Origin of the sequence: Citrobacter sp. Cf088, assembly GCF_030334295.1 — a bacterium.
Taxonomy (GTDB): domain Bacteria; phylum Pseudomonadota; class Gammaproteobacteria; order Enterobacterales; family Enterobacteriaceae; genus Citrobacter; species Citrobacter freundii.
Window position 1 is genome coordinate 313,037 of sequence record NZ_JAOWEE010000058.1, and the last position, 11,102, is coordinate 324,138.

General features: G+C 52.5%; 11 protein-coding genes and 4 tRNA genes (1 of these 15 cut by a window edge). 10 read left to right on the forward strand and 5 right to left on the reverse strand.

What is annotated here, in order from left to right; translation table 11 throughout:
• Positions 1 to 97: 97 nt before the first annotated feature.
• Genes gutM through srlA form a run of 5 tightly spaced genes read right to left on the reverse strand, consistent with a single transcriptional unit; the run spans position 98 to position 3,217 of the window.
• On the reverse strand, positions 98 to 457 hold the full coding sequence (gutM, locus tag OGV71_RS24750; protein ID WP_003037348.1) for a transcriptional regulator GutM: 360 nt from the start codon (positions 455 to 457) through the stop codon (positions 98 to 100).
• Positions 458 to 512: 55 nt separating this feature from the next.
• Positions 513 to 1,292: a sorbitol-6-phosphate dehydrogenase gene (srlD, locus tag OGV71_RS24755; RefSeq protein ID WP_003037345.1), complete on the reverse strand. Its 780-nt coding sequence runs from the start codon at positions 1,290 to 1,292 to the stop codon at positions 513 to 515.
• Between the two features lie 17 nt (positions 1,293 to 1,309).
• Positions 1,310 to 1,672 (reverse strand): PTS glucitol/sorbitol transporter subunit IIA, encoded by a 363-nt coding sequence (gene srlB / locus OGV71_RS24760; RefSeq protein ID WP_003846051.1) that lies wholly within the window; start codon positions 1,670 to 1,672, stop codon positions 1,310 to 1,312.
• 13 nt (positions 1,673 to 1,685) lie between these two features.
• Complete coding sequence (srlE, locus tag OGV71_RS24765; protein ID WP_003840246.1) at positions 1,686 to 2,657, reverse strand: PTS glucitol/sorbitol transporter subunit IIB; 972 nt, start codon at positions 2,655 to 2,657, stop codon at positions 1,686 to 1,688.
• On the reverse strand, positions 2,654 to 3,217 hold the full coding sequence (gene srlA / locus OGV71_RS24770; protein ID WP_003037339.1) for a PTS glucitol/sorbitol transporter subunit IIC: 564 nt from the start codon (positions 3,215 to 3,217) through the stop codon (positions 2,654 to 2,656). The genes srlE and srlA overlap by 4 nt, the downstream gene beginning before the upstream one ends.
• Before the next feature lie 265 nt (positions 3,218 to 3,482).
• Between srlA and mltB the strand changes: the two genes are divergently transcribed.
• The 10 genes from mltB to OGV71_RS24820 all read left to right on the forward strand — a co-directional run.
• Positions 3,483 to 4,562, forward strand: a complete 1,080-nt coding sequence (mltB, locus tag OGV71_RS24775) for a lytic murein transglycosylase B (RefSeq protein ID WP_003037336.1) — start codon at positions 3,483 to 3,485, stop codon at positions 4,560 to 4,562.
• Between the two features lie 192 nt (positions 4,563 to 4,754).
• Positions 4,755 to 5,252, forward strand: coding sequence for a nicotinamide-nucleotide amidase (gene pncC / locus OGV71_RS24780; protein ID WP_048218485.1), 498 nt, complete (start codon positions 4,755 to 4,757; stop codon positions 5,250 to 5,252).
• A gap of 92 nt (positions 5,253 to 5,344) precedes the next feature.
• Positions 5,345 to 6,409: a recombinase RecA gene (gene recA / locus OGV71_RS24785; RefSeq protein ID WP_003037330.1), complete on the forward strand. Its 1,065-nt coding sequence runs from the start codon at positions 5,345 to 5,347 to the stop codon at positions 6,407 to 6,409.
• 100 nt (positions 6,410 to 6,509) lie between these two features.
• The gene (gene recX / locus OGV71_RS24790) at positions 6,510 to 7,010 is read left to right on the forward strand and encodes a recombination regulator RecX (protein ID WP_003037326.1); all 501 of its coding nucleotides are present in this window, start codon (positions 6,510 to 6,512) and stop codon (positions 7,008 to 7,010) included.
• A gap of 128 nt (positions 7,011 to 7,138) precedes the next feature.
• Entirely contained in the window at positions 7,139 to 9,766 is a 2,628-nt protein-coding gene (gene alaS / locus OGV71_RS24795; protein ID WP_087879298.1) for an alanine--tRNA ligase, read from the forward strand.
• Between the two features lie 237 nt (positions 9,767 to 10,003).
• Positions 10,004 to 10,189: a carbon storage regulator CsrA gene (csrA, locus tag OGV71_RS24800; RefSeq protein ID WP_000906486.1), complete on the forward strand. Its 186-nt coding sequence runs from the start codon at positions 10,004 to 10,006 to the stop codon at positions 10,187 to 10,189.
• Between the two features lie 336 nt (positions 10,190 to 10,525).
• Positions 10,526 to 10,618 (forward strand) — tRNA-Ser (locus OGV71_RS24805).
• A 3-nt stretch (positions 10,619 to 10,621) separates the two neighbouring features.
• Positions 10,622 to 10,698 (forward strand) — tRNA-Arg (locus OGV71_RS24810).
• Positions 10,699 to 10,788: 90 nt separating this feature from the next.
• A tRNA-Arg gene (locus tag OGV71_RS24815) sits at positions 10,789 to 10,865 on the forward strand.
• 171 nt (positions 10,866 to 11,036) lie between these two features.
• A tRNA-Arg gene (locus OGV71_RS24820) sits at positions 11,037 to 11,102 on the forward strand; it runs 77 nt beyond the window's last position.

The window sequence follows — 11,102 nt, forward strand, 5'->3', positions numbered from 1 at the left end:
TCAAGCTGCATGTGCGTTGGTCTTCCTGCAACTCGAATTATTTGGGGTATAGGTTGCAAAATGATAATTTCGCAAGCTATTAGCATTCACAACGAAATTACCCATGTTTCAGTTTAAGCGCCAATGATAGTGCATTCTGTGCTAACGGATCATGGGGAAAGATCACATCAGGCTGTAAATCATCAAGATGTTTGCCGGTTATCGTGGCAATTTTGCCGGGTCTGGCGAATACCGTAAGACCTTTCATAAATAACGTGTCTGTAACTCGCTGCTGCTCATTCAGCGCGATGGCCACTACCACGCGCGGCTTAAAACGCCCACCGGAGCGACCAACACCAACCCGACCCTGTTGGCAAAGCCTATCAAACGCCCGGTTAAAGCGGGATATTTGCCAGCCACCAAGCGCCAGTTGCAGACACCAGGCGATAGCAGCGACGGTAATCAGTGCGGAAACCATTATCTACTCCTTTGATTTTGCCGGATAAGCGCAGACGCCATCCGGCAATTCAACATTAAAACATCACCTGACCGCCGGTGACGTTGATGGACTGCCCGGTGCAGTAAGAGGCTTTCGGACTGGCGTAAAACAGCAGCATGTTTAGCACGTCCTGATAATCGCAGCCGCGCTTAAGCGGAACCTTATCAATGTAGTACTGCTCAACTTCATCTGGCTTAAGGCCAAGTTTGGTTGCATATTGCGGTAATAACGACTGGAACATCGGTGATTTCAGCAGATTGCCGAGCATCAGTGAATGCACGGTAATGCCGTATTCCGCCAGATCCAGCGCCAGTGACTGGGTTAAGCCCACGCCGCCAAATTTTGCCGCGCTGTAGCCTGAATTGTGTTTGCTGCCCACTTTCCCTGATTTGGAGTTGATCTGGATAATGCGTCCCTGCACGCCATCGCGGATCATCAGGCGTGAGAATTCACGTGCACAGAGGAAGTAGCCAACCAGATTGACCTGCAGCGAGCGGTCGAAATCCCCAAGCTGAAAGTCGCTGATAAACGCGGCTTTAGCGATACCCGCGCTGTAAACCAGCAGATCAACACGACCGAATATTTCATCCACTCCGCGCGACAGCGCCAGCACGCTCTGTTCGCTGGTGGCATCTGCGCCAAAACCGTAGGCTGTACCTTCGCCAAACTCGGCGTTAATTTCTTGCGCCACGTTGGCGGCTTTATCGCTTTGAATATCCACCACCGCGACGCGGTATCCTTCTGTCGCAAGCCCACGGCAAAGGAATGCCCCAAGGGTCTGGCCTCCACCAATGACAACGGCAACCTGATTCATCTTTATCTCCTTCAATCTTAAGCAACAAACTTCAAAATACAGCCCGGCGCGATACCGTCCGGTACGGGACCTGCAACGTGTACGGTACCGGGGAATTCCGCTTCACTCAGTCCGTCAAAGCGCAGAGTGATATGCCCGAGTTCACGTAAGTTTTGTTCCGCCACGCTGCCAACGGCGGTGACCGGGTAGTGATGCTGGCCTAGTTCAAACTGGATCCCAGCTTGCAACGAACCGTTCAGCTCGCCGTGGCAATGAATGAAGCAAAACTCCTCGATATCCGCGGGCGCGCCTTCACGAAAGGTAATCAGCATCTGGTCGCACAATGCATCCGGGGCGCTCTGGCCGATACGGGTGATGGTGGTTTGATAAATCACGGTCATTTTTGAGTGCCTCTTATTGGTAAATAAAGCCGGAAACAAACCAGGCGATGAGAACGGTTGGCGCGCCGGTCAGAAAGCGGCTCACCAGAACGGATGGCACGCCGACGCGGACCGTGTCCTGACGCGCTTCGGCCAGCGACAACCCGACAGGAATAAAGTCACATGCGGCCTGGGCGTTAATGGCGAACAGGGCTGGTAGCGCCAGATGTGGGGGAATATTCCCCAAACCAATCTGTACACCGATTAGCACGCCGATAACCTGGGCGATAACCGCACCGGGGCCGAGGAAAGGCGACAGCAGTGGGAAAGAGCAGATAAGTGCCAGAGTGACCAATCCCAGCGGATGGCTGGCCAGTGGTGCAAGTCCATGGGCAATCCAGTCCCCCAGACCCGAAGCCATAATGATGCCGATCAGTGCTGAGACGAACGCCATAAATGGCAAAATAGTTTTCAGGACGGTATCGATGGTGTCGCGCCCGGCCTGGAACAGAACCGCAACGGCTGAACCCATGCCCATCCCCACTTTTGCCAACAGACCATCACTTTGCTCGGTAATTTTCTTGCTGGTGTCGTAATCGCGTCCCATGCTGCTGCTTGCGGGCGTTGGCGTGGCGGACGCTTCGCCGACAACAGTAATATTTTCTTCTTTTACGCCAGAGACATAGATATCTTCGACAATGTACTGAGCCAGTGGGCCGGATTTACCCGTAGCGTGAATATTCACCGTCGGTATACGGCGTTTAGGGTAGATCCCACAGCGCAGCGTGCCGCCGCAGTCGATGATCGCCACACCAATTTCGCTCTCCGGCGGCTCGCCCTCTTTGAAGCCATCAACGGCCTGCCAGCCGGTCAGGCTTGCTATCCTGTCGACGATCGCGGGGCGAGTTCCTGCGGTGATATAGACAATTTTCTTGCCCGGAACGGCATCCAGTTCAAGCGGGCCACCCCAGCCGCCGGTGCCTTTTTCAATACGAATACGTGTCATGATGTTGCTCCCGCCAGATGTACCTTCTGCTCAAGTTGAATGCCCATTTTTTTCTCGAAGATAGTGGTGGTGAAATCGGTCACCCAGCCACGGAAGAAGTTGGTCACCAGACCGACCAGTAAATAGCTCACCGCCAGTGGGCCAAGCGGAAGCCCCAGCGTGGTCAGTCCGCTGGCGATCCCCAGATAGACAAACAGTTCGCCGGGGTTGATGTGCGGGAATAAGCCGTTCATGGAATGGCAACTGTAAGACGCGGCGGCGTAGTAACTGGGCTTGTATTTTTCTGGCATAAAGCGACCCAGACTCAGCGTCATTGGGTTACAAAATACAAATGTGCCGATGCACGGCAGTAGCAAATAGCGGGACAGCGGGTTTCCGGCGCAACGCTGGGCAAAACGTTCAATGCGCTGCTGACCGATAAAGTTAATCAGCGCATTCATGATGACCAGCAGACTGATCAGCAGGGGCAGAATACCGGTCACCATGCCGGTAAACACTTCTCCGCCTTTCTGGAACAGCCCGATAAACCACTCAGCACCGAGTGTGATGGTGTCGATCATTATTCTCTCCTGTAGGGATTTTTAGTTATCTTGCCAAACGGTGGCTGATTTTAATCAGATTGAAAGATATAAAAGTGTTATTTTGATCTCAAAATAAAAGATAAATATTTTAATTTGAAAGTTTTTGCGTGAAAGCTCGCAAATGTGATGGTCAGAGATGAAAGGGGATGTAAATTCTGTGAAGGAGAGCGACTACCGCTTCCTTGTATGGCGGAGGATGCTTTACCATACTTCTCCCAGGCTGAATTTGTTTAATGGATGTCTCATGTTCAAGCGTCGTTATGTAGCGTTACTCCCCCTTTTCGTACTGCTCGCTGCCTGTAGCAGCAAACCTAAACCTTCAGAGACTCAAACGACTACGGGTGCGCCATCCGGCGGCTTCCTGCTTGAGCCACAGCACAACGTCATGCAAACGGGCGGCGATTTTGCCAATAATCCGAACGCGCAGCAGTTCATCGAGAAAATGGTGAACAAGCACGGCTTTGACCGCCAGCAGCTGCAGGAGATCCTGTCGCAGGCCAAGCGTCTGGACTCGGTATTGCGTTTGATGGACCGCCAGGCACCGACGACTCAACCGCCAGCCGGACCTAACGGCGCATGGCTGCGCTATCGCAAACAGTTCATCACACCTGACAACGTGCAAAACGGCGTGGCTTTCTGGAATCAATATGAAGATGCGCTGAACCGTGCGTGGCAGGTCTACGGAGTTCCGCCGGAAATTATTGTCGGTATTATTGGTGTAGAGACTCGCTGGGGCCGCGTGATGGGTAAAACGCGGATTCTGGATGCGCTGGCGACGTTGTCGTTTAACTATCCTCGTCGTGCGGAATACTTCTCTGGTGAACTGGAAACCTTCCTGCTGATGGCGCGAGATGAAAGCGACGATCCGCTCGATTTGAAAGGTTCTTTCGCGGGGGCAATGGGATACGGCCAGTTTATGCCGTCTTCCTATAAACAATATGCCGTTGATTTCAATGGCGATGGACACATTAACCTGTGGGATCCGGTTGATGCCATCGGTAGTGTGGCGAACTACTTCAAGGGCCACGGCTGGGTGAAAGGCGATACGGTCGCGGTTCCGGCAAATGGTCAGGCACCTGGGCTTGCGAACGGCTTTAAAACCCAGTACAGCATTTCTCAGCTTGCTGCCGCGGGTCTGACGCCGCAGCAGTCGTTGGGGAATCATCAGCAGGCCAGCCTGCTGCGCCTGGATATTGGCACGGGTTATCAGTACTGGTACGGACTGCCGAACTTCTACACGATTACCCGCTATAACCACAGCACGCATTACGCGATGGCAGTCTGGCAGTTAGGTCAGGCGGTGGCGCTGGCGCGCGTACAGTAATCGCTCCACCGGCCTACCGGAAGATATCTCTGGTAGGCCGGATAAGATGTCCTGGCATCGCCATCCGGCAGGTCTTATTTGTGTAACGGAGCAATTTTTGGAATCCCCCTCGTAAAACGTTCTCCCCATCCCCACATTGGTCATGAAAGTGCTATCTTGTCCGGCATATTTTTTTAACTGACAGAGGCTGAAATGACCGACAGTGAACTGATGCAGTTAAGCGAGCAGGTTGGCCTGGCGCTGAAAGCGCGCGGGGCAACCATGACGACGGCGGAATCCTGCACCGGCGGCTGGGTAGCCAAAGCGATTACGGATATTGCCGGAAGCTCCGCCTGGTTTGAACGTGGGTTTGTGACCTACAGCAATGAAGCCAAAGCGCAGATGATTGGCGTGCGCGAAGAGACGCTGGCCCAGCATGGCGCGGTGAGTGAGCCTGTGGTGGTGGAGATGGCGATAGGCGCGTTAAAAGCCGCCCGCGCGCATTTCGCTGTTTCGATAAGCGGTATTGCGGGGCCGGATGGCGGTAGCGAAGAAAAACCCGTGGGAACGGTATGGTTTGCCTTTGCCAGCGCGAGCGGCGAGGGGATTACCCGCCGGGAATGCTTTAGCGGCGATCGCGATGCGGTCCGTCGACAGGCGACCGCCTACGCGTTACAAACCCTGTGGCAACAATTTCTACAAAATACTTGATACTGTATGAGCATACAGTATAATTGCCTCAACAGAACATTATCTATCACGTTTCGCGGTTTAACCCGAAAGCGGCATGACAGGAGTAATTAATGGCTATCGACGAAAACAAACAGAAAGCGTTGGCGGCAGCGCTGGGTCAGATCGAAAAGCAATTCGGTAAAGGCTCCATCATGCGCTTGGGTGAAGACCGTTCCATGGATGTGGAAACTATCTCCACCGGTTCGCTTTCTCTGGATATCGCATTGGGCGCGGGCGGTTTGCCAATGGGCCGTATCGTCGAAATCTACGGGCCTGAATCCTCCGGTAAAACAACGCTGACCCTGCAGGTTATTGCCGCTGCGCAGCGTGAAGGTAAAACCTGTGCATTTATCGATGCAGAACACGCACTGGACCCGGTCTATGCCCGTAAGCTTGGCGTTGATATCGATAACCTGCTGTGTTCTCAGCCGGATACCGGTGAGCAAGCGCTGGAAATCTGTGATGCGCTGGCGCGCTCCGGTGCGGTTGACGTTATCGTTGTCGACTCCGTTGCCGCATTGACGCCGAAGGCAGAAATCGAAGGCGAGATTGGCGACTCTCACATGGGCCTTGCGGCGCGTATGATGAGCCAGGCAATGCGTAAGCTGGCCGGTAACCTGAAGCAGTCCAACACGCTGCTGATTTTCATCAACCAGATCCGTATGAAGATTGGCGTTATGTTCGGTAACCCGGAAACCACCACCGGTGGTAACGCCCTGAAATTCTATGCGTCTGTTCGTCTGGATATCCGTCGTATTGGTGCGGTGAAAGAAGGTGACAACGTGGTTGGCAGCGAAACCCGCGTTAAGGTTGTGAAAAATAAAATTGCAGCGCCGTTCAAACAGGCTGAATTCCAAATCCTTTACGGTGAAGGCATCAACTTCTACGGCGAACTGGTTGACCTGGGCGTGAAAGAGAAGCTGATTGAAAAAGCTGGTGCATGGTACAGCTACAACGGTGAGAAAATCGGTCAGGGTAAAGCGAATGCGACCAACTGGCTGAAAGAAAACCCGGCAACTGCGAAAGAAATTGAGAAGAAATTACGTGAGCTACTGCTCAATAACCAGGATTCAACGCCAGATTTCTCCGTTGATGACAGCGGCGAAGACGTAAAAGAAACGAACGAAGATTTCTGATAATCTGTTTTGAATCGCATGTTTTGAATCGCATGTTTTGAATCGCATATAGTAAAGGGCTGCATATCATGCAGCCCTTTTTCATTTCTGAAGGTTTACTATGACAGAAGCAACCTCCCGCCGTTCCGCTTATTCCCGACTGCTTGACCGCGCCGTACGTATTCTGGCGATGCGCGATCACAGCGAGCAGGAACTGCGGCGCAAGCTGGCCGCTCCGGTGATGGGGAAAAATGGACCAGAAGAAATTGATGCCACGCCGGAGGATTACGACAAGGTCATCGCATGGTGTATTGAAAGTCGTTATCTGGATGATGATCGCTTCGTGCAGCAGTTTATCGCCAGCCGTAGCCGCAAAGGTTATGGACCTGCCCGGGTGCGCCAGGAATTAAACCAAAAAGGGATCACGCGTGAAGCTATCGAGCGGGCCATGCGTGAGTGCGAAATTGACTGGGCAGTGCTTGCGCGTGAGCAGGCCATTCGGAAGTACGGTGAACCTTTACCTGTCGATTTTTCAGATAAGGTAAAGGTCCAGCGTTTTTTGCTCTATCGCGGCTATCTGATGGAAGATATTCAGGCAATATGGCGAAATTTTGACGATTGACCGCATACGGGATTTTACTTCCCAGTAAAGAAAACTTATCTTATTCCCACTTTTCGATTGCCAGAGGCGCAGTTTGCTTGCCGATGCTGGTAATGACATTTCGTTAGCTTGATTTCTTCAGGATAATTATGAGCAAGAGCACCGCTGAGATCCGTCAGGCGTTTCTCGATTTTTTCCATAGTAAAGGACACCAGGTAGTTGCCAGCAGCTCCCTGGTACCGAACAATGACCCTACTTTGTTGTTTACCAACGCCGGGATGAACCAGTTCAAGGATGTTTTCCTTGGCCTCGACAAGCGTAATTATTCCCGCGCAACCACCTCGCAGCGTTGTGTACGTGCGGGTGGTAAGCACAATGACCTGGAAAACGTCGGTTACACTGCACGTCACCACACTTTCTTCGAAATGCTGGGCAACTTCAGCTTCGGCGATTACTTCAAACACGATGCTATTCAATATGCATGGGAACTGCTGACCGGTGAAAACTGGTTTGCCCTGCCAAAAGAGCGTCTGTGGGTCACCGTCTATGAAACTGACGATGAAGCCTATGAAATCTGGGAAAAAGAAGTCGGTATTCCGCGCGAACGTATCATCCGCATCGGTGATAACAAAGGTGCGGCTTATGCTTCCGACAACTTCTGGCAGATGGGTGATACCGGTCCTTGCGGTCCATGCACCGAAATTTTCTACGACCACGGCGACCATATCTGGGGTGGGCCTCCGGGAAGCGCAGAAGAAGATGGCGATCGCTACATTGAGATTTGGAACATCGTCTTCATGCAGTTCAACCGTCAGGCTGACGGCACCATGGAACCGCTGCCGAAACCGTCCGTGGATACCGGTATGGGTCTGGAGCGTATTGCGGCTGTGCTGCAACACGTTAACTCCAACTATGAAATCGACCTGTTCCGTTCACTGATTGAGTCCGTGGCGAAAGTCACCGGCGCGACCGATCTGAGCAACAAGTCGCTGCGCGTTATCGCCGACCATATCCGTTCCTGTGCGTTCCTGATTGCCGATGGCGTTGTGCCGTCGAATGAAAACCGTGGCTATGTGTTGCGCCGTATCATTCGTCGCGCGGTACGTCATGGCAACATGCTGGGCGCGAAGGATACCTTCTTCTACAAGCTGGTTGGTCCGTTGGTGGACGTCATGGGCTCTGCAGGTGAAGAACTGAAGCGTCAGCAGGCTATGGTTGAGCAGGTTCTGAAAACCGAAGAAGAGCAGTTTGCACGTACTCTGGAGCGTGGTCTGGCGCTGCTGGATGAAGAACTGGCAAAACTGTCTGGCGATACGCTGGACGGCGAAACCGCATTCCGTCTGTATGACACTTACGGTTTCCCGGTTGACCTGACGGCAGACGTTTGCCGCGAGCGTAACATCAAGGTTGATGAAGCTGGCTTTGAAGCTGCAATGGAAGAACAGCGCCGTCGCGCACGTGAAGCCAGCGGTTTTGGCGCAGACTACAATGCAATGATTCGTGTTGATGGCGCCTCTGAATTTAAAGGCTACGAGCACCTGGAACTGAACGGCAAAGTCACCGCGCTGTTTGTTGATGGTAAAGCGGTAGACGCAATTAACGCAGGTCAGGACGCTGTTGTCGTACTGGATCAGACGCCGTTCTATGCGGAGTCTGGTGGTCAGGTTGGCGATAAGGGTGAACTGAAAGGCGCAGGTTTTGCGTTTGCCGTTAGCGACACACAGAAATATGGCCAGGCCATTGGTCACATTGGCAAGCTGTCTGCGGGTTCTCTGAAAATTGGTGATGCAGTACAGGCTGATGTGGATGAAGCACGTCGTGCGCGTATTCGCCTGAACCACTCCGCAACGCATCTGATGCACGCGGCGCTGCGCCAGGTTCTGGGCACACATGTGGCACAGAAAGGCTCGCTGGTTAACGATAAACTACTGCGCTTCGACTTCTCTCATACCGAAGCGATGAAGCCTGCTGAAATCCGTGCTGTTGAAGATCTGGTGAATGCGCAAATCCGTCGCAACTTGCTGATTGAAACGAACATCATGGATCTCGAAGCGGCAAAAGCCAAAGGCGCAATGGCGCTGTTTGGCGAGAAATATGACGACCATGTGCGCGTTCTGAGCATGGGTGATTTCTCTACTGAACTGTGTGGCGGTACTCACGCCAGCCGTACGGGTGATATCGGTCTGTTCCGCATAGTGTCCGAGTCAGGTACTGCGGCAGGCGTTCGTCGTATCGAAGCGGTAACCGGTGAAGGCGCTATACAAACCGTGCATGCTGAGAGCGATCGCTTAAGCGATGTTGCGCAGCTGCTGAAAGGCGATAGCCAGAATATCGCTGACAAAGTTCGTTCCGTGCTGGAGCGTACACGTCAACTGGAAAAAGAATTGCAGCAATTGAAGGAACAGGCTGCGGCGCAGGAGAGTGCAAATCTTTCCAGCAAAGCGGTTGATATCAACGGTGTGAAGCTGCTGGTCAGTGAACTCGCGGACGTTGAGCCGAAAATGTTGCGTACCATGGTTGATGATCTGAAAAATCAACTGGGGTCTACCGTTATCGTTCTGGCAACGGTAGTGGAAGGTAAGGTTTCTCTGATTGCGGGTGTGTCTAAGGACGTGACAGATCGCGTGAAAGCAGGGGAACTGGTTGGAATGGTCGCTCAGCAGGTCGGCGGTAAGGGTGGCGGTCGTCCGGACATGGCGCAAGCCGGTGGTACGGATGCAGCGGCTCTGCCTGCAGCGTTAGCCAGTGTGAAAGGCTGGGTCAGCGCAAAACTGTAATAACTATAAGCGTCAGCGCATGCCGAAACCCTAAGTTACGGCATGCGAATCAACGCTATCGACAATGATAAAGTCAGGTTGAAGTTGTGTATATCGGCTAAACTTAGGTTTAACAGAATGTGATGCCGTGACTGCTTACACTTAGGTGTTTGTCATCGCTTACTTTTTGGCGTTATATGATGGATAATGCCGGGATACAGAGAGACCCGACTCTTTTAATCTTTCAAGGAGCAAAGAATGCTGATTCTGACTCGTCGAGTTGGTGAGACCCTCATGATAGGCGATGAGGTCACCGTGACAGTTTTAGGGGTGAAGGGCAACCAGGTGCGCATTGGCGTAAACGCCCCGAAAGAAGTTTCTGTCCATCGTGAAGAGATCTACCAGCGTATCCAGGCTGAAAAATCCCAGCAGTCCAGTTACTAAGGTTTTCGCGTCTCACCTTTCTGGTGAGGCGCAACCTGATTGAGTTACCCTTTTTCTTCTCTTTTCTTCTTCGTCCTCCCCATTTTTTCGATTCCACTGGGCGTAATGCCTTTCCCGACGAAGTTTCCGTTTGTTCACTGCTTCAGGAAATTGCCAATTTATCTGTTGATAAAACACTCTTTTTGCCGTTTTTGCAGACTAATTGCGCGTGAAATGTGCAAACGATAAAAGCTCTGGAAAAATTGTTTGACTTATAAGTCCCAGAAAGTAATATGTGCGCCACGCAGCGACGATGAGCAGAAACAAGTTCTTCGAAGCACTCGCAAGAGGCGTGTTGGTGAGGTGGCCGAGAGGCTGAAGGCGCTCCCCTGCTAAGGGAGTATGCGGTCAAAAGCTGCATCCGGGGTTCGAATCCCCGCCTCACCGCCATTTGCATCCGTAGCTCAGCTGGATAGAGTACTCGGCTACGAACCGAGCGGTCGGAGGTTCGAATCCTCCCGGATGCACCATCTTCTCTGCAATAACGCATTAGCGTTGTTACGGAAATCGATATCACTTTAGCAGCGATATCAAATCTGCAGTAAGTAAGTTTTCCTGATGCATCCGTAGCTCAGCTGGATAGAGTACTCGGCTACGAACCGAGCGGTCGGAGGTTCGAATCCTCCCGGATGCACCATATTCTCCGAGATAACAGCAAAACTGTTGTTTCATGGTCTGTGAGATAATCGCGAGCACCAGGGAGGATAACGTTGCTTCAGCAACGGCCCGCAGGGCGAGGCGCAGCCGAGTAATCCTCCCGGATGCACCATCTTCTTCGCAGTATCAGTAGTAAACAGCAATTCCCGATGCATCCGTAGCTCAGCTGGATAGAGTACTCGGCTACGAACCGAGCGGTCGGAGGTTCGAATCCTCC

What these genes read in the sequence shown, in the direction of transcription:
- gutM (WP_003037348.1), bottom strand. Translation starts at nt 457, where the DNA reads ATGGTTTCCGCACTGATTACCGTCGCTGCTATCGCCTGGTGTCTGCAA.
- srlD (WP_003037345.1), bottom strand. Translation starts at nt 1,292, where the DNA reads ATGAATCAGGTTGCCGTTGTCATTGGTGGAGGCCAGACCCTTGGGGCA.
- srlB (WP_003846051.1), bottom strand. Translation starts at nt 1,672, where the DNA reads ATGACCGTGATTTATCAAACCACCATCACCCGTATCGGCCAGAGCGCC.
- srlE (WP_003840246.1), bottom strand. Translation starts at nt 2,657, where the DNA reads ATGACACGTATTCGTATTGAAAAAGGCACCGGCGGCTGGGGTGGCCCG.
- srlA (WP_003037339.1), bottom strand. Translation starts at nt 3,217, where the DNA reads ATGATCGACACCATCACACTCGGTGCTGAGTGGTTTATCGGGCTGTTC.
- mltB (WP_003037336.1), top strand. Translation starts at nt 3,483, where the DNA reads ATGTTCAAGCGTCGTTATGTAGCGTTACTCCCCCTTTTCGTACTGCTC.
- pncC (WP_048218485.1), top strand. Translation starts at nt 4,755, where the DNA reads ATGACCGACAGTGAACTGATGCAGTTAAGCGAGCAGGTTGGCCTGGCG.
- recA (WP_003037330.1), top strand. Translation starts at nt 5,345, where the DNA reads ATGGCTATCGACGAAAACAAACAGAAAGCGTTGGCGGCAGCGCTGGGT.
- recX (WP_003037326.1), top strand. Translation starts at nt 6,510, where the DNA reads ATGACAGAAGCAACCTCCCGCCGTTCCGCTTATTCCCGACTGCTTGAC.
- alaS (WP_087879298.1), top strand. Translation starts at nt 7,139, where the DNA reads ATGAGCAAGAGCACCGCTGAGATCCGTCAGGCGTTTCTCGATTTTTTC.
- csrA (WP_000906486.1), top strand. Translation starts at nt 10,004, where the DNA reads ATGCTGATTCTGACTCGTCGAGTTGGTGAGACCCTCATGATAGGCGAT.